This window comes from Streptomyces lichenis, from assembly GCF_023218175.1.
GTDB lineage: Bacteria > Actinomycetota > Actinomycetes > Streptomycetales > Streptomycetaceae > Streptomyces > Streptomyces lichenis.
In genome coordinates, this window is record NZ_JALPTH010000023.1 from 78,090 (window position 1) to 95,339 (window position 17,250).

The 17,250-nt window shown below is 71.9% G+C and carries 15 protein-coding genes; 9 read left to right on the forward strand and 6 right to left on the reverse strand.

Annotation, left to right across the window (positions count from 1 at the left end):
* Positions 1-14 precede the first annotated feature (14 nt).
* The 3 genes from M1O15_RS22235 to M1O15_RS22245 all read right to left on the reverse strand — a co-directional run bounded on the left by M1O15_RS22235 (position 15) and on the right by M1O15_RS22245 (position 4,411).
* Positions 15-953: a Yip1 family protein gene (locus M1O15_RS22235; protein ID WP_248635873.1), complete on the reverse strand. Its 939-nt coding sequence runs from the start codon at positions 951-953 to the stop codon at positions 15-17.
* 322 nt (positions 954-1,275) lie between these two features.
* On the reverse strand, positions 1,276-3,663 hold the full coding sequence (locus M1O15_RS22240) for a (Fe-S)-binding protein (protein ID WP_248635874.1): 2,388 nt from the start codon (positions 3,661-3,663) through the stop codon (positions 1,276-1,278).
* A gap of 139 nt (positions 3,664-3,802) precedes the next feature.
* Positions 3,803-4,411: a sugar transferase gene (locus tag M1O15_RS22245; RefSeq protein ID WP_248635875.1), complete on the reverse strand. Its 609-nt coding sequence runs from the start codon at positions 4,409-4,411 to the stop codon at positions 3,803-3,805.
* A 284-nt stretch (positions 4,412-4,695) separates the two neighbouring features.
* On the opposite strand from M1O15_RS22245, the gene dnaK reads away from it, so the two are divergent.
* The 5 genes from dnaK to M1O15_RS22270 all read left to right on the forward strand — a co-directional run bounded on the left by dnaK (position 4,696) and on the right by M1O15_RS22270 (position 9,960).
* Positions 4,696-6,564, forward strand: a complete 1,869-nt coding sequence (gene dnaK, locus M1O15_RS22250) for a molecular chaperone DnaK (RefSeq protein WP_248635876.1) — start codon at positions 4,696-4,698, stop codon at positions 6,562-6,564.
* Positions 6,561-7,280, forward strand: coding sequence for a nucleotide exchange factor GrpE (gene grpE, locus M1O15_RS22255; protein WP_248635877.1), 720 nt, complete (start codon positions 6,561-6,563; stop codon positions 7,278-7,280). Before dnaK ends, grpE begins: the two co-directional genes overlap by 4 nt.
* A 105-nt stretch (positions 7,281-7,385) precedes the next feature.
* Positions 7,386-8,573, forward strand: coding sequence for a molecular chaperone DnaJ (dnaJ, locus tag M1O15_RS22260; protein WP_248635878.1), 1,188 nt, complete (start codon positions 7,386-7,388; stop codon positions 8,571-8,573).
* Position 8,574: 1 nt separating this feature from the next.
* On the forward strand, positions 8,575-9,027 hold the full coding sequence (locus M1O15_RS22265; protein WP_248635879.1) for a heat shock protein transcriptional repressor HspR: 453 nt from the start codon (positions 8,575-8,577) through the stop codon (positions 9,025-9,027).
* 138 nt (positions 9,028-9,165) lie between these two features.
* Positions 9,166-9,960, forward strand: a complete 795-nt coding sequence (locus M1O15_RS22270; RefSeq protein ID WP_248635880.1) for a DUF4232 domain-containing protein — start codon at positions 9,166-9,168, stop codon at positions 9,958-9,960.
* Between the two features lie 11 nt (positions 9,961-9,971).
* Here M1O15_RS22270 and M1O15_RS22275 read toward each other — a convergent pair whose 3' ends face one another.
* Positions 9,972-10,955 (reverse strand): helix-turn-helix transcriptional regulator, encoded by a 984-nt coding sequence (locus tag M1O15_RS22275; protein WP_248635881.1) that lies wholly within the window; start codon positions 10,953-10,955, stop codon positions 9,972-9,974.
* A 131-nt stretch (positions 10,956-11,086) separates the two neighbouring features.
* Here M1O15_RS22275 and M1O15_RS22280 point away from each other — a divergent pair, with 131 nt between their 5' ends.
* Complete coding sequence (locus M1O15_RS22280) at positions 11,087-11,440, forward strand: hypothetical protein (RefSeq protein ID WP_248635882.1); 354 nt, start codon at positions 11,087-11,089, stop codon at positions 11,438-11,440.
* Positions 11,437-11,754: a Rieske (2Fe-2S) protein gene (locus M1O15_RS22285; protein WP_248635883.1), complete on the forward strand. Its 318-nt coding sequence runs from the start codon at positions 11,437-11,439 to the stop codon at positions 11,752-11,754. Before M1O15_RS22280 ends, M1O15_RS22285 begins: the two co-directional genes overlap by 4 nt.
* A 118-nt stretch (positions 11,755-11,872) precedes the next feature.
* Here M1O15_RS22285 and M1O15_RS22290 read toward each other — a convergent pair whose 3' ends face one another.
* Positions 11,873-12,286 (reverse strand): pyridoxamine 5'-phosphate oxidase family protein, encoded by a 414-nt coding sequence (locus M1O15_RS22290; protein ID WP_248635884.1) that lies wholly within the window; start codon positions 12,284-12,286, stop codon positions 11,873-11,875.
* A 188-nt stretch (positions 12,287-12,474) separates the two neighbouring features.
* Here M1O15_RS22290 and clpB point away from each other — a divergent pair, with 188 nt between their 5' ends.
* Together clpB and M1O15_RS22300 are read left to right on the forward strand one after the other, a co-directional pair.
* Positions 12,475-15,060 carry an ATP-dependent chaperone ClpB gene (gene clpB, locus M1O15_RS22295; protein ID WP_248635885.1) on the forward strand — a complete coding sequence of 862 codons (2,586 nt, stop codon included), beginning with the start codon at positions 12,475-12,477 and terminating at the stop codon, positions 15,058-15,060.
* Positions 15,061-15,255: 195 nt separating this feature from the next.
* Positions 15,256-15,795 (forward strand): type III secretion system chaperone family protein, encoded by a 540-nt coding sequence (locus tag M1O15_RS22300; RefSeq protein WP_248635886.1) that lies wholly within the window; start codon positions 15,256-15,258, stop codon positions 15,793-15,795.
* A 47-nt stretch (positions 15,796-15,842) separates the two neighbouring features.
* Here M1O15_RS22300 and M1O15_RS22305 read toward each other — a convergent pair whose 3' ends face one another.
* Entirely contained in the window at positions 15,843-17,000 is a 1,158-nt protein-coding gene (locus M1O15_RS22305; RefSeq protein WP_372499540.1) for a putative hexosyltransferase, read from the reverse strand.
* Positions 17,001-17,250: the final 250 nt, after the last annotated feature.

Sequence of the window (17,250 nt, forward strand, 5' to 3'; positions counted from 1 at the left end):
CGGGCTGCCAGGTCTCAGATGGTGCCGAGCTTGATCAGCGACAGCAGGGCGACCAGCTGGATGGCGGAGGCGCCCAGGGCCTTGGGCCAGGGCAGGTCATGGGACTTGCTCACCATCGAGGTGAACAGCGCACCCGCCGCCAGCCAGGAGAGCCAGCCCAGGATCTGGACCAGGGTGTTGTCGCCGCCCAGGAAGAGGGCGAAGACCAGACGGGGCGCGTCGGTGAGGGCCATGATCAGCATGGAGAGGCCCACCGTCGGCTGCCAGGCCCCGTTGCCGCCGAGCTGGCGGGCCAGGGTGTGGGTCACCGCGCCCAGGATGAGGCCGCCGATGACGAACATGACGCCGGTGAGCAGCACATAGGGCACGGCCGTCGAGAGGGTGGCGTTGATCGCCTCCTCGCGGGCCTCGTCGAAGCCGAACAGCGCCAGCAGCCCGTAGAGGAAGGTGACCACCACCGCGGGGCCCCAGACGGCGTGGTCGCGCATCTGGAAGAAGGTCGGGCCGGGGCGCATCACGATGCCGCTGAGCAGCTGCTTCCAGTGCAGTCGCGGGCCGGCCGGGGCCGGGGCCGCACCGGCCTGGTAGGTGGCGCCGTCGCCGTAGCCGCCCTCGTAGCCGCCGCCGGCCCCCGCGTACGCCTCGTCGGGGACGCTGAACGCCCGGGTGTGGCCCGGGTTGTTCGCCGCGTAGGGGTCGTGCGGCGGCTGGTGCTGCTGCGGGTGGGCGTAGGGGTCCCCGAAGTACTCGGGCTCGCCGTGGCCCTGCGGCGGCGCCTGGTGCCCCTGGTGGCCTTGATGCCCCTGGTGTCCCTGGTGCGCCGACGGCCACTGCTGCTGCCCCGAGGCGTACGGGGGCGGCGGTGCCGTGTTGTTGCCGTACGGCGCCGCCTGCTGCGGTTGCTGTCGCGAGGTGCGGTTGTCCCGGCCGCGTCCGATCCTGAATCCAGCCACGTCAACGAACGTACCCGCTCGCGCCGGATGGAGTGGACATGCCCGGACGGAGGCGGCCCATTGCGGCTGAGCTGTGACATCCCCTAAGGGGACCCGGAGGGGCTACCACCAGGGCGGATGGGGGTGAATGGGCGTATTGCCGGGAATGGCCGTGCTGGGGGTGCCTTGAACGACGATGGCCGGACCTGCCTGTGCGGTGCAGGTCCGGCCATCGCCGGGCGGTACGCGGGGTCGTGCGTACGCGGGTGGTGCGTACGCGGTCGGGATGGACGGCGCGTACGCGGTCGGGCGCCCCGGAGGGTGCCCGGCACGTGGGGGCCGGCTACTTCACCGGGGCCGGCTCGTCGGCCGGGGCGGAACCGGGGCCGCCGGAGCCCGCGCCGGGACCGGAACCGGTGCCGTCGCCGCCGCCCTCGGAGCCGGAACCGCCGTCGGGACCGGAGCCGGTGCCGTCCTCCACCGGGGGCTCCGGCTCAGGCTCGGCCGGGGTCTTGACGGAGTCCAGCAGGAGCTGGGCGACGTCGACCACCTGGAGGGACTCGGGGGCCTTGCCGTCGTTCTTCTTGCCGTTGACGGAGTCGGTGAGCATGACCAGGCAGAAGGGGCAGGCGGTGGAGACGATGTCGGGGTTGAGGGAGAGGGCCTCGTCGACGCGCTCGGTGTTGATGCGCTTGCCGATGCGCTCCTCCATCCACATGCGCGCGCCGCCGGCGCCGCAGCAGAAGCCGCGTTCCTTGTGGCGGTGCATCTCCTGCTGGCGCAGGCCCGGCACGGCGGACATGATCTCGCGCGGCGGGGTGTAGACCTTGTTGTGGCGGCCCAGGTAGCAGGGGTCGTGGTAGGTGATCAGCCCGTCCACCGGGGTGACGGGGGTGAGGCGGCCCTCGTCGATGAGGTGCTGGAGCAGCTGGGTGTGGTGGATGACCTCGAACTCACCGCCCAGCTGGGGGTACTCGTTGGCGATGGTGTTGAAGCAGTGCGGGCAGGTGGCGACGATGCGCTTGGCCGACTTGGGCTTGCGCGTGGACTCGTCCTCGTCATCCTCGCCGAAGGCCATGTTGAGCATGGCGACGTTCTCCTGGCCGAGCTGCTGGAAGAGCGGCTCGTTGCCCAGGCGGCGGGGGGAGTCACCGGTGCACTTCTCGTCGCCGCCCATGATCGCGAACTTCACGCCCGCGATGTGCAGCAGCTCGGCGAAGGCCTTGGTGGTCTTCTTGGCGCGGTCCTCCAGGGCGCCGGCGCAGCCGACCCAGTAGAGGTAGTCGACCTCGGAGAGGTCCTCGACGTCCTTGCCGACGATGGGGACCTCGAAGTCGACCTCCTTGGTCCACTCGACCCGCTGCTTCTTGGCCAGGCCCCAGGGGTTGCCCTTCTTCTCCAGGTTCTTCAGCATCGTGCCGGCCTCGGAGGGGAACGCCGACTCGATCATGACCTGGTAGCGGCGCATGTCCACGATGTGGTCGATGTGCTCGATGTCCACCGGGCACTGCTCGACACAGGCGCCGCAGGTGGTGCACGACCACAGCACGTCCGGGTCGATGACGCCGTTCTCCTCCAGCGTGCCGACCAGGGGGCGCTCGGCCTCGGCCAGGGCGGAGGCGGGCACGTTCGCCAGCTGCTCGGCCGTGGCCTTCTCCTCGCCCTCCATGGTCTTGCCGCCCCCGGCCAGCAGATACGGGGCCTTGGCGTGCGCGTGGTCGCGCAGCGACATGATCAGCAGCTTGGGGGAGAGGGGCTTGCCGGTGTTCCAGGCCGGGCACTGCGACTGGCAGCGCCCGCACTCGGTGCAGGTGGAGAAGTCCAGGATGCCCTTCCAGGAGAAGTGCTCGACCTGGGAGGCACCGAAGACCGCCTCCTCGGCGCCCTCCTCCTCGTCGAAGACCGTCTCGAAGTCGATCTCCTTGCCCCGGCTGGTCATCGGCTGGAGCGCGCCCAGCGCCACCGCGCCATCGGCGTTCCGCTTGAACCAGATGTTCGGGAAACCGAGGAAACGGTGCCAGGCGACACCCATGTTGGTGTTCAGCGAGACGGTGGTCATCCAGATCAGCGAGGTGCCGATCTTGATCATCGCGGTGAGGTAGATCAGCGTCTGGAGGGTGGGGACCGAGAGCCCCTTGAACGCGAGGACCAGGGGGTACGAGGCGAAGTACGCGGCCTCGTAGTGGCCGACGTGGTGGATGGCCCCTTCCAGGCCGCGCAGCACCCAGATCGCCAGGCCGATGACCAGGATGACGTACTCCACGAAGTACGCCTGCCAGGCCTTCGAACCGGCGAAGCGCGACTTGCGGCCGGCCCGGGAGGGCAGGCTGAGCAGCCGGATGCCGATCAGCGTGAGGATGCCCAGGACGGTCATCACGCCGATGAACTCGATGTACATCTCGAACGGCAGGAAGCCGCCGATGATCGGCAGCACCCAGTCGGCCTGGAAGAGCTGCCCGTACGCCTGGAGCAGGGTGGGCGGCAGGGTCAGGAAGCCGATCGCCACGAACCAGTGCGCGGCGCCGACGATCCCCCAGCGGTTCATCCGGGTGTGGCCGAGGAACTCCTTGACCAGTGTGATCGTCCTGGCCTTGGGGTCGTCGGTGCGGCTGCCCGCGGGCACGGGCTGGCCGAGCTTCACGAACCGGTAGATCTGCGCGACCGCTCGGGCGATGAGCGCGACGCCGACCACGGTCAGCGTCAGCGACACAATGATCGCGGCGAGTTGCATGGGGGCTCCTCGGGCCTGCGAGGTGGGGTTTCAGCACGTGAGTCAATACGTGAGTCAGCACTCACCAGTGTCACCGCTCGGCGGGCGACCGGTGCACTACTAAGCGGTAACTTATGCGGTTCGTGCTGAGCGTACCCAGTTATGAGGCCGGGCTGTAGCCGGGTACGCGGTGATCTGCGTCGCTCAGGTGAGCCTGACCGCGTACACACGGCGACGACCGCCGCAGCAGCCGCCTGGCCAGCAGCGCCAGGTCCATTCCCAGCCAATGGTGCTCGACGTAGTGCTGGTCCAGCAGCAGCGGCTCGTCCCAGGGGAGTTCGGAGCCGCGGGCGAGCTGGGCGGGTCCGGTCAGCCCGGGGCGCACCGAGTGGCGCCAGGGGAGGTGGGCGGCCGGGTCGCCGGGCGGCAGCGGCGCCGGGCCGACGAGCGCCAGCTCTCCCCGTACGACATGGGGCAGCCGGGAGAGCGCGTCCAGCCGGAACCGGCGCACCGGAAGGGAGCGCAGGGTGAGCGGGGCGCCGCCGAGGCCGATCCGGGGCTCCCGGACCAGCGTGCCGCCGGGTGGGCGCCGGGCGGCGACGGCCAGCGCCGCCGCGGCCAGCAGGGGGGCGAGCAGGGCCAGCAGGAGGGTCGCGAGGGCGGCGTCCAGGAGCCGTTTCGGATCCGGCGGGCGGGTGGCGGCGGGGGCTGCGGCGGTGAGGGGGACGGGGGGAGGTGGCGGGGGAGCGGCCATGGAGGGTTTGCCCACTTTTTACGCCTTTCCATGCCATTTGGGGCGTTCTCCGAACGATCGCATGGGTACGGGTGGGCGGAGGGGTGGTCCCGGGTAGGCGGCGGGTCGTGGCGCGCCGTCCGTACGCCGGCGTCGCGGCGTTTCCGGGTGGCCTTGTCCCTTGTGTACGGTGCCGCGAGGCGCGTATGCGCATAAGCCCTGGATAAAAGTTGAGTGGGGTCGGCTCAGGTCTGTTGACGGATGGCGATCCGTGTTGCATCCTTGAGCCTGTTGCACTCAAGTCAGCTGGAGGAATCGAAATGGCACGTGCGGTCGGCATCGACCTGGGCACGACTAACTCCGTCGTCAGCGTTCTGGAAGGCGGCGAGCCCACCGTCATCACCAACGCCGAGGGCGCCAGGACCACGCCGTCCGTCGTCGCCTTCGCCAAGAACGGCGAGGTGCTCGTCGGCGAGGTCGCCAAGCGCCAGGCGGTCACCAACGTCGACCGGACGATCCGTTCGGTCAAGCGCCACATGGGCACCGACTGGAAGATCGAGCTGGACGGGAAGAACTTCAACCCGCAGCAGATCAGCGCCTTCATCCTGCAGAAGCTGAAGCGCGACGCGGAGTCCTACCTGGGCGAGAAGGTGACCGACGCGGTCATCACCGTCCCGGCGTACTTCAATGACTCGGAGCGCCAGGCCACCAAGGAGGCCGGTGAGATCGCGGGCCTCAACGTCCTGCGCATCGTCAACGAGCCGACCGCGGCCGCGCTCGCCTACGGCATGGAGAAGGACGACCAGACCATCCTGGTCTTCGACCTCGGCGGCGGCACCTTCGACGTGTCGCTGCTGGAGATCGGCGACGGCGTGGTCGAGGTGAAGGCCACCAACGGCGACAACCACCTCGGTGGCGACGACTGGGACCAGCGGGTCGTGGACTACCTGGTCAAGCAGTTCCAGTCCGGCCACGGCGTGGACCTCTCCAAGGACAAGATGGCGCTCCAGCGCCTGCGCGAGGCCGCCGAGAAGGCGAAGATCGAGCTGTCCTCGTCCACCGAGACCACGATCAACCTGCCCTACATCACGGCCTCCGCCGAGGGCCCGCTGCACCTGGACGAGAAGCTCACCCGCGCCCAGTTCCAGCAGCTCACCTCGGACCTGCTGGACCGCTGCAAGACCCCGTTCCACAACGTCATCAAGGACGCCGGCATCCAGCTGTCCGAGATCGACCACGTGGTCCTGGTCGGCGGCTCCACCCGTATGCCGGCCGTCGCCGAGCTGGTCAAGGAGCTGACCGGCGGCAAGGACGCCAACAAGGGCGTCAACCCGGACGAGGTCGTCGCCATCGGCGCCACCCTCCAGGCCGGTGTGCTCAAGGGCGAGGTCAAGGACGTCCTGCTGCTCGACGTCACCCCGCTGTCCCTCGGTATCGAGACCAAGGGCGGCATCATGACCAAGCTGATCGAGCGCAACACCACGATCCCGACCAAGCGCTCGGAGATCTTCACCACGGCCGAGGACAACCAGCCGTCCGTGCAGATCCAGGTCTACCAGGGCGAGCGCGAGATCGCGGCGTACAACAAGAAGCTCGGGATGTTCGAGCTGACCGGTCTGCCGCCGGCCCCGCGCGGTGTGCCGCAGATCGAGGTGTCCTTCGACATCGACGCCAACGGCATCATGCACGTGACCGCGAAGGACCTCGGCACGGGCAAGGAGCAGAAGATGACCGTCACCGGCGGCTCCTCGCTCGCCAAGGACGAGGTCGACCGGATGCGCCAGGAGGCCGAGCAGTACGCGGAGGAGGACTCCCGCCGCCGCGAGTCGGCCGAGACCCGCAACCAGGCCGAGCAGCTCGTCTACCAGACCGAGAAGTTCCTCGCCGACAACGCGGAGAAGGTCCCCGGCGACGTCAAGACCGAGGTCGAGACGGCGGTGACCGAGCTCAAGGAGAAGCTGAAGGGCGAGTCCGCCGAGGGCGACAACACAGCGGAGATCCGCACCGCGACGGAGAAGGTCGCCGCGGTCTCCCAGAAGCTCGGCCAGGCCCTGTACGCCGACGCCCAGGCCCAGCAGGCCGCGGGCGCCCCGGCGGGCGAGCAGCCCGGTGCCCAGCCGCAGGGTGACGACGACGTGGTGGACGCGGAGATCGTCGACGACGAGAAGCCCAAGGGCGGTGCCGCATGACGGAGGAGACCCCGGGATTCGACGAGAAGCCCGACGTCCCCTCCGGCGCCACCCCCGACGGCGCCGCCGAGGCCGCCGAGAGCCCGTCCTCGAAGTCCGCGCCCGACGCCGCCGCCCCGGCGGCGGACGGGGGCGGCCCCGAGGAGGGCCCGGCGTCCCCGGCCGGGGACGCGGACCGCACGGCCGGCCTGACCGCCCAGCTGGACCAGGTCCGTACCGCGCTCGGCGAGCGCACCGCGGACCTCCAGCGGCTCCAGGCCGAGTACCAGAACTACCGCCGCCGGGTCGAGCGGGACCGGGTGCAGGTCAAGGAGATCGCCGTGGCGAACCTCCTGACCGAGCTGCTGCCCGTGCTGGACGACATCGGCCGGGCCCGGGAGCACGGCGAGCTGGTCGGCGGCTTCAAGTCGGTGGCCGAGTCGCTGGAGACGGTCGCCGCCAAGATGGGCCTCCAGCAGTTCGGCAAGGAGGGCGAGCCCTTCGACCCGACGGTCCACGAGGCCCTGATGCACTCCTACGCGCCGGACGTCACCGAGACGACCTGCGTCGCGATCCTTCAGCCCGGGTACCGGATCGGCGAGCGGACCATCCGCCCCGCGCGGGTCGCCGTCGCCGAGCCCCAGCCCGGCGCGGCCCCGGCGTCCAAGGACGCGACCGCCTCGGACGAGGCGCCGTCGGGCTCGGACGAGGAGAGCGGTGGCCCCGAGGAGGGCTGACGTATTGAGCGGTAGCAGCGGCGCCTGCGCCGTACGGGGTGCGGGCCGTGGAAGCGGCCCGCACCGCGCGGCGCACACAGGTGGTTTCCGGAAGGAGGGACGTCGATGAGCACGAAGGACTTCGTGGAGAAGGACTACTACAAGGTTCTCGGCGTCCCCAAGGACGCCACCGAGGCCGAGATCAAGAAGGCGTACCGGAAGCTCGCCCGCGAGTTCCACCCGGACGCCAACAAGGGCGACGCCGACGCCGAGACCCGCTTCAAGGAGGTCTCCGAGGCGAACGACGTCCTCGGCGACCCCAAGAAGCGCAAGGAGTACGACGAGGCCCGCGCGCTCTTCGGCAACGGCGGCTTCCGCCCGGGCGGCCCCGGCGGCGCCGGCGGCACGTTCAACTTCGACCTGGGCGACCTCTTCGGGGGCGCCCAGGGCGGTGGTGGCGGGGCGGGCGGCGCCGGCGGCTTCGGCGGCGGCCTCGGAGACGTGTTCGGCGGGCTGTTCAACCGCGGCGGCGCGGGCACCCGCACCCAGCCGCGGCGCGGCCAGGACGTCGAGTCCGAGGTGACGCTCAGCTTCACCGAGGCGGTGGACGGGGCCACGGTCCCGCTGCGGATGTCCAGCCAGCAGCCGTGCAAGGCCTGCTCCGGCACCGGCGACAAGAACGGCACGCCCCGGGTGTGCCCGACCTGCGTCGGCACCGGCCAGGTCTCCCGCGGCGGCAGCGGCTCGTTCTCGCTGACCGACCCCTGCCGGGACTGCAAGGGCCGCGGGCTGATCGCCCAGGACCCCTGCGAGGTCTGCAAGGGCAGCGGGCGCGCCAAGTCCTCGCACACGATGCAGGTCCGCATCCCGGCGGGCGTCTCCGACGGGCAGCGCATCCGGCTGCGCGGCAAGGGCGCCCCCGGCGAGCGCGGCGGACCGGCCGGCGACCTCTACGTGGTGGTCCATGTGGACGCCCACCCGGTCTTCGGCCGCAAGGGTGACAACCTCACCGTCACGGTGCCGGTCTCGTACCCCGAGGCGGCGCTCGGCGGCGAGATCAAGGTGCCCGTGCTCGGCGGGCCTCCGGTCACCCTGAAGATCCCGGCCGGCACCCCCAACGGCCGCACCATGCGGGCCCGCGGCAAGGGCGCGGTCCGCAAGGACGGCACCCGCGGGGACCTGCTGGTCACCGTCGAGGTGGCGGTGCCTGAAGAGCTGGACGACAAGGCGCGCGAGGCGCTGGAGACCTACCGGGAGGCCACGGCGGGCGAGGACCCGCGGGCCGCGCTGTTCCAGGCCGCGAAGGGGGCTTGAGGTGGACGGACGCCGTCGCAACCCGTACGAGCTGACCGACGAGACGCCGGTGTACGTCATCTCGGTCGCCGCGCAGCTCAGCGGGCTGCACCCGCAGACCCTGCGCCAGTACGACCGGCTGGGCCTGGTCTCCCCGGACCGCACCGCGGGCCGGGGCCGCCGCTACTCCGCCCGCGACATCCAGCTGCTCCGCCAAGTGCAGCAGCTGTCGCAGGACGAGGGCATCAACCTGGCCGGAATCAAGCGGATCATCGAGCTGGAGAACCAGGTCGCCGCCCTCCAGTCCCGGATCGCCGAGCTGAGCGCTGCGGTCGAGGGCGCGGCGGCGGCGATCCGCCAGCGCGAGGCCCAGGTGCACGCCTCCTACCGCCGCGACCTGGTCCCGTACCAGGACGTCCAGCAGGCGAGCGCCCTGGTCGTCTGGCGCCCGCCCGCCACCAAGCGCGGCGACTGACGCCCTTCGCGTACGCGTACGCCCCGGCCCCCGCGCCCCGGCTCCGGTCGGGCGCGGGGGCTTTCGGCTGCAGGGCGCCGCTCATGGTGGATTCCCGCGCGGGAGACCGTACTTGGGCGCGCATGGCATGATCCGGGCATGCCTGACGGACCTGCCGCCCGCCCGCCCGAGCACCGCCCGCTCCGTGTCGCGCGGTGGGCCGCGGGGGTGCTGGGGGCGGTGGCGCTGGTGGTCGGGGCGGGGCCGCTGCTGGCGGGGGGCGACGACGAGACGGGCTCGGCGCCCCTGCCCGTACGCGAGGCGAGTCCGTCCGTACGGGAGGCGCGCCCGCCGGCGGGCGCGGGGAGCCCGCCCGGAGGAGCCGGAAGTCCGCCCGGAGGAGCCGAGAGCCCGCCCGTACGCGCGGAGGGCCTGCCGCCCACTGCGGACGCGCCGCCGTACGGCACTGTGCCGAGTCCGCCCGGCGGGGTCTCCGCGGGCCCGTCGGCGGAGGCGGCCGGGCCCTGTCCGGCGGGCGGGGTGCGGGTGGCGACCGGGATGGTGGACGGGGCGACGGGGGTGCGCGCCATGGAGGTGTCGCTGGCCAACTGCGGCGCCCGGCCGGTCCGGGTGAGCGGCTATCCGGTGGTGAAGGTGCTGGACGGGGCGTCCGCGCCCATGGAGTCGGTCACCGTCCACCAGGGGTCCGGCACGGACGGCGCGCACAAGCCGATGACGTTCCGCCTGGAGCCGGGGGAGCGGGCGGTCGCGGCGGTGGTCTGGCGCAACACGGTGACCCTCTCGGACCGTCCGGCCGCCCAGGGCGCCTATCTGGCCGTCACCCCGGTGCCGGGCGCCCCCGCGCAGCAGGTGCGCCCGGGTGACGGCGGCCCGCTCGACCTCGGCACCACCGACCGGGTCGAGGTCACCGCCTGGCGGCCGGAGCGGGCGTAGACGCCCGGCCGTCAGCCCGGGTCGCGCTCCAGCATCCCCGAGCGCGCGATCAGATAGCCGAGCTGGGTCCGGCTGCCGCTGCCCAGGACCGCGGCCAGTTTGGCGATATGGGCGCGGCAGGTGCGGACGTTCATCCCCAGCCGGCGCGCGATGGCCTCGTCCACGTGCCCCTCGACCAGCAGCCGGGCGATGGACCGCTGCACCCCGCTGACGCCGTCCGACTTCAGGTCGTAGGGGATCTCCTCCTTCAGCGGCACGGCCAGCTGCCAGAACTGGTCGAAGACCCCGGCGAGGTACGCCACCAGCCCGGGGTGGCGCAGTTCCAGCGCGATCTGCCGGTCGCTGCGGGCCGGCACGAACGCCACCTCGCGGTCGACGATGATCAGCCGGTCGATGATCTGCTCCAGGGTGCGCACCTCCACCTCGGGACCGACGTGGTCGAGGTAGTTGAGCGTCAGCTCGGTGTGGCGCGCGGTGTGCTGGTAGAGCGTGCGCATCCGGATGCCCCGGTTCAGCAGCGGCTGGACCCGGCGCAGCGCCTCGCGCAGGGCGGTGGCCGGCCGGCCACCGCCGGGCTGGACGGTGAGCAGTTCGCGTTCGCAGCCGGAGATGACCCGGTCCAGGGTGCTGTTGATCCGGTGCAGACCCTCCAGGACGGTGATCGAGTGGGTCTCCGGCGCGTTCTGCGCGCTGATGGCCATGAACGGCTGGAACGCGTCGGACAGCTCGACCGTGCGCCGCCTGCGCTGCAGGATCTCGCGCTCGATGGGCTGGAGCAGCTGGGCCAGCGCGGACGAGGGCGGCACCGGCCGCAGCCACTGGGCGTCGTCCGGGTCGGGGTGGAGCAGGGCGAGATCGAGCAGGCAGGGCGTCCTGAGCGCCTCTGACCGGGAGATTCTTCCCGTGCGCAAGGCGGTCGCGTACAGCTCGGATCCGACCGGGCACAGCTCCGTATGCGAATGGGGGTGGTCTGGTTGGTCCGCTTCTATCCCCATTTGTTCACCCCCAGGCTCCTGCATCTCAGGAACATGATGCCTGGCGTAGGTGGTGGAAACGTGGAGAGTGAGAAATCGTCTTATCCGCGGGGGTTGGAGAAGACGTTGCCTTCAAGTGAGGTTGCTCGGTGATGATCAAGAGACTCATGCGTGCAGCGGCCGCTGCTGCCGTCATCGGCGCGGGCGCCATAGGCGTCCTGGGGGCGGCCGAGGGTACCGGTTCGTACGCGGTCGACAGTGTGGTGGCCCAGCAGCAGGATCCCGGCTGGCACCGGACCCCCACGTCCGGGGCCCAGGACCCGGGCTGGCACACCGCTCCCGCGTCGGCGCAGCAGGATCCGGGCTGGTCCACCGCTCCGGCCGTGGTCCGGGACCCGGGCTGGCACCGGGCCCCCGCGACCGGGCAGCTCGACCCGGGCTGGCACACCGCTCCCGCGGTCGCCTCGGCCGTGACCGACCCCGGCTGGCACGTCCTCAGCGCATGAACGTGCCCGACGACTCGCGCTTCCGGCGTGAGATGGCGTCCGCCTACCGTTCCGGGTGGCATTTCATCGACCTCGTCACGGCGGTGCCGCACCGTGGCGATTCGTTGATGGTCACCCTCTTCGGTGAGCCGATCGTCATCACCCGCGGGGACGACGAGGACATCCGAGCGTACCGCTGCCTGCGCCGGCCCCGAGGGGCCCCGCAACCCGTCCGCTGTGCCATCCGGTACGGCATGATCTTCGTCAACCTCGACCAGCGGGACCACGAGCTGGTCGAGCCGGAGACCACCACCGCCACCCCCCGCAGTGCCTGAGCGATTCCCCCGTCGTTGTCGATCGCTCAGGTGCTTCCCCCACACAACGGCGCCATCGTGACCTGAACACGATGGCGCCGTTGTGCTGTCCGGGTACGGACCGGGGGAGCCGTCCGGCTCAGGTGCGGCCCATCGCCCGGGTCAGGGCGATCTCGATGACCACCCGGTCCGGGTTCGGGGAGGGCGTACGCCCGTAGCGGGCCGTGTACCGCTCGACCGCGTACGCGACCGCCTCCGGCTCGGTCCGGATCCGCGCCACGCCCTCCAGCGTCGCCCAGTGCCGCCCGGCCACCTGGCAGAGGGCCGCCCGTGCCCCGTCCGGGCCCGCGGCCAGCACGTTGGCGACCTTGCGGCTGTGCCGGTTGGCGATCACCCGCGCGATGCCGCGCTCGCCGTCCTCGGGCGCGTAGGTCCCGCCCACCGCCACCACATGCGGAGTTCCGTCGGGTCGGGGCGTGGTGAGGGTGCACACGTGGTACTCGCGCCAGAAGGCGAGGAAGGTCTCGCCGGGGTCGCGGAGGTCGACTGCCATGCCGGTGAACCTACCGCCGGGAGCCTGACCGCCCCGCCCCGCCCGACACCCATCACACCTACGAGTCCGGCCTTGAGTGGAATACACTCAACTTTATAGACGCTGAGATAGTCAGCGCCATCGCGTGGGCATGAGCGTATGAGCACATGAGCGCATGAGGAACGTGCCATGAGACGGGAAGGGACGATGTGGACGCCGAGCTGACCAACAAGAGCCGGGACGCGTTGAACGCGGCCACCAGCCGCGCCGTGTCCGAGGGGAACCCGGACCTGACCCCGGCGCACCTGCTGGTCGCGCTGCTGGAGGGGCAGGACAACGAGAACCTCGTGGACCTGCTGGCCGCCGTGGGGGCCGACCAGGCCGCCGTACGCTCCGGGGCGGAGCGGGTGGTGGCGGCCCAGCCCAGCGTGCGGGGCTCCACCGTCGCCCCGCCGCAGGCCAACCGCGAGCTGCTGGCCGTCGTCGCCGACGCCTCCCAGCGGGCCAAGGACCTGGGCGACGACTACCTGTCCACCGAGCACCTGCTGATCGGCATCGCCGCCAAGGGCGGCCAGTCCGGCGACGTGCTCAAGGAGCACGGCGCCACCGCGAAGAAGCTGCTGGAGGCGTTCCAGCAGGCGAGGGGAGGGCGGCGGGTGACCACCGAGGACCCGGAGGGCCAGTACAAGGCGCTGGAGAAGTTCGGCACCGACTTCACCGCGGCCGCCCGCGAGGGCAAGCTCGACCCGGTGATCGGCCGGGACCAGGAGATCCGCCGGGTGGTGCAGGTGCTCTCCCGGCGCACCAAGAACAACCCGGTCCTGATCGGCGAGCCCGGCGTCGGCAAGACCGCCGTGGTCGAGGGGCTGGCCCAGCGGATCGTCAAGGGCGACGTCCCCGAGTCCCTGCGCGACAAGCGGCTGGTCGCCCTGGACCTGGGCGCGATGCTGGCGGGCGCCAAGTACCGCGGCGAGTTCGAGGAGCGGCTGAAGACCGTACTGTCCGAGATCAAGGACAGCGACGGGCGGATCATCACCTTCATCGACGAGCTGCACACCGTGGTCGGCGCGGGCGCCGGCGGCGACTCCGCGATGGACGCCGGCAACATGCTCAAGCCGATGCTGGCCCGCGGCGAGCTGCGGATGGTCGGCGCCACCACCCTGGACGAGTACCGCGAGCGGATCGAGAAGGACCCGGCCCTGGAGCGCCGCTTCCAGCAGGTGCTGGTGGCCGAGCCCACGGTGGAGGACACCGTCGCCATCCTGCGCGGGCTCAAGGGGCGGTACGAGGCGCACCACAAGGTGCAGATCGCGGACTCCGCGCTGGTGGCCGCCGCCACCCTCTCCGACCGCTACATCACCTCCCGCTTCCTCCCCGACAAGGCGATCGACCTGGTCGACGAGGCCGCCTCCCGCCTTCGGATGGAGATCGACTCCTCGCCGGTGGAGATCGACGAGCTCCAGCGGGCCGTGGACCGCCTCCGCATGGAGGAGCTGGCGCTGTCCAAGGAGACCGACGAGGCCAGCCGGCAGCGGCTGGAGAAGCTGCGCCGGGACCTCGCCGACAAGGAGGAGGACCTGCGCGGGCTGACCGCCCGCTGGGAGAAGGAGAAGCAGGGCCTCAACCGGGTCGGTGAGCTCAAGGAGCGGCTGGACGAGATGCGCGGCACCGCCGAGCGGGCCCAGCGCGACGGCGACTTCGACACCGCCTCCAAACTGCTCTACGGGGAGATCCCGGCGGTCGAGCGGGAGCTGGCCGAGGCCAGCGAGGCCGAGCAGGAGGCCGCCAAGGACACCATGGTCAAGGAGGAGGTCGGCCCGGACGACATCGCCGACGTGGTCGGCTCCTGGACCGGCATCCCGGCCGGGCGCCTCCTGGAGGGCGAGACCCAGAAGCTGCTGCGGATGGAGGAGGAGCTGGGCAGGCGGCTGATCGGCCAGGGCGAGGCGGTCCGCGCGGTCTCCGACGCGGTACGCCGCACCCGGGCCGGCGTCGCCGACCCCGACCGGCCCACCGGCTCGTTCCTCTTCCTCGGCCCCACCGGCGTCGGCAAGACCGAGCTGGCCAAGGCGCTCGCGGACTTCCTCTTCGACGACGAGCGGGCCATGGTCCGCATCGACATGTCGGAGTACGGCGAGAAGCACAGCGTCGCCCGCCTGGTCGGCGCCCCTCCCGGCTACGTCGGCTACGAGGAGGGCGGCCAGCTCACCGAGGCGGTGCGCCGCCGCCCGTACAGCGTGGTGCTGCTGGACGAGGTGGAGAAGGCCCACCCGGAGGTCTTCGACGTGCTGCTCCAGGTGCTGGACGACGGCCGGCTGACGGACGGCCAGGGCCGCACCGTCGACTTCCGCAACACCATCCTGATCCTCACCTCCAACCTGGGCAGCCAGTACCTGGTCGACCCGGCCACCAGCGACGAGGAGAAGAAGCAGCAGGTCCTCACCACCGTCCGGTCCGCCTTCAAGCCCGAGTTCCTCAACCGCCTGGACGACATCGTGGTCTTCTCCGCCCTCTCCGGCGGCGAACTCACCCGGATCGCCCGCCTCCAGGTCGACCGCCTCGCCCGCCGCCTCGCCGAACGCCGGCTCACCCTGGACGTCACCCCGGCGGCCCTGGACTGGCTGGCCGAGGAGGGCAACGACCCGGCCTACGGCGCCCGCCCGCTGCGCCGGCTGGTGCAGACCGCCATCGGCGACCGCCTCGCCAAGGAGATCCTGGCCGGCGAGATCGCCGACGGCGACACCGTCCGCGTGGACCGCGCCGACGACGGCCTGATCGTCGGCCGGGCCTCGTAACCCCGCGCGCCGAGCGCGACCCGAAGGCCCGCCTCCCGTACCCGTACCGGAGGCGGGCCCTCCGGGGTACCCGCCCCGGACTCCCCGATTCCGGACGGATCACGTCCGCTTCTGGCGGATCGCCAGGCCTCGGGGTTGCCACCTCCGGGCGGCCATGGGGGAGGATGGCGGCAATCGTTCGAAGGGAAATTCACGGTGAGCATCGACCCGGCCTCGATCCCGAATTTCGGTGGCCAGCAGCCCGAGCCCGAGCAGGCCGGCGGCCCGGCGGGCCCCGTCGTGCCCGACCAGGACCTGGTCAAGCAGCTCCTGGACCAGATGGAGCTGAAGTACGTCGTCGACGACGAGGGGGACCTGGCGGCTCCGTGGGAGGAGTTCCGTACGTACTTCATGTTCCGCGGTGAGGACGAGCAGCAGGTCTTCTCCGTGCGGACCTTCTACGACCGCCCGCACCCGGTGGACGCCAAGCTCCAGATCATGGAGCTGATCGACGACTGGAACCGCCGCACCCTGTGGCCGAAGGTCTACACCCACCTGCACGAGGACGAGCAGGGCGGCGCGACCGTGCGGCTCATCGGCGAGGCGCAGATGCTGATCGGCACCGGCGTCAGCCTGGAGCACTTCGTGCAGTCCACGGTCAGCTGGGTGCGCGCGTCGATCGAGTTCGACAAGTGGTTGCTGGAGCAGCTCGGCCTGGACGGCGAGGGCGGCGAGCCCACGCCGGACGGGGTCTGAGCGCCCGGAAAGCAGCAGACGCGGTGGCTTGAGAGGGCCATCGTGGACTACAGCGCCATCGTGGCGAGGGTCAGCAGATAGGCCCCGTAGCCGAACGACAGCCCGGCCAGGGCGGCGACCACCACGGTCGCGGCCCCCGGCCGGGCTCGTCGCAGCGCGAGGGCGAGCGGCGCCAGCAGCGGGAAGGCCGGCAGCAGGAAGCGCGGCTTGGACTCGAAGAAGCCCGCCCCGCCCACCGCGATCACCACCAGTACGGCGGTGTAGACCAGCACCGGCAGCGGCGGCCGCTCCAGCGCCAGCAGCGCCAGCAGCACCACCGCCACCCCGGTGAGCAGCAGCGACACGGTGAAGCCCAGGTCCATCGGCCGGGTGGCGATCGTCCGGGCGAACCGGACCGTGCCCCGCCCGAAGTCGAACCGCGAGGTCCAGCCCGCCTGGACGCGGAAGTACCCGCCCAGCAGGTCACCGGTGCGGGCGCCCACCCACAGCACGTATCCCAGCCAGCCCGCCGGGGCGAGCAGCACCGCCGCACACGGCCGCCAACCTGGTGCCCGCCGCTCACGCAGCCGGCGGTACACCTCCAAGGCCCCGGCCGCGCCCACCGCCGCCGCCACCGCGACCCCGTTCGGCCGGGCCGCCCCCGCCAGCGCCGCCAGCACCCCCGCCCACAGCCAGTGCCGGGTCAGCACCGCGTACAGCGCCCAGGCCGCGAACGCGGTCAGCAGCGGCTCGGTGTACGCCATGGTCAGCACCACCGAGTGCGGCAGCAGCCCCCAGAGCAGCACCAGCACCCGCGCGGTGCCCGCGCCCCACAGCCGCTCGCCCACCGCGTACACACCCCAGGCCGCCGCTCCGGCCGCCAGCCAGGAGACCAGCAGCCCGGCGGTGCCGCCGGCCACCGGCAGCACCGCCGTCACCCCGCGCACCAGCGCCGGGTAGAGCGGGAAGAACGCCAGATCCGACTGGACCACCCCGTCCGGCCAGTACAGCGTCCGCCCGTAGCCCTCGGCGGCGATCCGGGTGTACCAGCCGGAGTCCCAGGACTTCGCCAGCAGCGCCCGCGGCGACCGATCGATGTGCAGGCACCACAGCGCCAGCACCGCCGTCCCGGTCAGCCGGGCCGCCGCGAACAGCCCCAGCGCCGGCGCCGCCCGCCCCAGCGCGGCCCGCCACGGCGGCAGCGGGCGTACGGGGGCCGGTGGCACCTGGTCGACAGTCTGGGCGGACAGGGGGCACCTCCACGCGCGCGGACACTCCCCCTGACCTTCGGCACCCCCGGCCCGGCCCGCGACCCGGCCCACCCGCCCGGGTGGTCGCCCCCGCTCCGTACCGCCCCTACGGGGGACCCCCCATCCCGCGGCCGGCGGACTGGGGGGCGGGCTCGTCGCCGGAGAGGATCCCGCGTCCTTTGAGGCTCAGCAGGATGGTTCCCGTCCGCGGCGGTCCGCCGCGGAC

Excerpts from the sequence above, each read along its gene's own strand:
- M1O15_RS22280 (WP_248635882.1), top strand. The coding sequence starts at position 11,087 with ATGATCAAGAGACTCATGCGTGCAGCGGCCGCTGCTGCCGTCATCGGC.
- M1O15_RS22240 (WP_248635874.1), bottom strand. The coding sequence starts at position 3,663 with ATGCAACTCGCCGCGATCATTGTGTCGCTGACGCTGACCGTGGTCGGC.
- M1O15_RS22285 (WP_248635883.1), top strand. The coding sequence starts at position 11,437 with ATGAACGTGCCCGACGACTCGCGCTTCCGGCGTGAGATGGCGTCCGCC.
- dnaK (WP_248635876.1), top strand. The coding sequence starts at position 4,696 with ATGGCACGTGCGGTCGGCATCGACCTGGGCACGACTAACTCCGTCGTC.
- dnaJ (WP_248635878.1), top strand. The coding sequence starts at position 7,386 with ATGAGCACGAAGGACTTCGTGGAGAAGGACTACTACAAGGTTCTCGGC.
- M1O15_RS22290 (WP_248635884.1), bottom strand. The coding sequence starts at position 12,286 with ATGGCAGTCGACCTCCGCGACCCCGGCGAGACCTTCCTCGCCTTCTGG.
- M1O15_RS22275 (WP_248635881.1), bottom strand. The coding sequence starts at position 10,955 with ATGGGGATAGAAGCGGACCAACCAGACCACCCCCATTCGCATACGGAG.
- M1O15_RS22270 (WP_248635880.1), top strand. The coding sequence starts at position 9,166 with ATGCCTGACGGACCTGCCGCCCGCCCGCCCGAGCACCGCCCGCTCCGT.
- grpE (WP_248635877.1), top strand. The coding sequence starts at position 6,561 with ATGACGGAGGAGACCCCGGGATTCGACGAGAAGCCCGACGTCCCCTCC.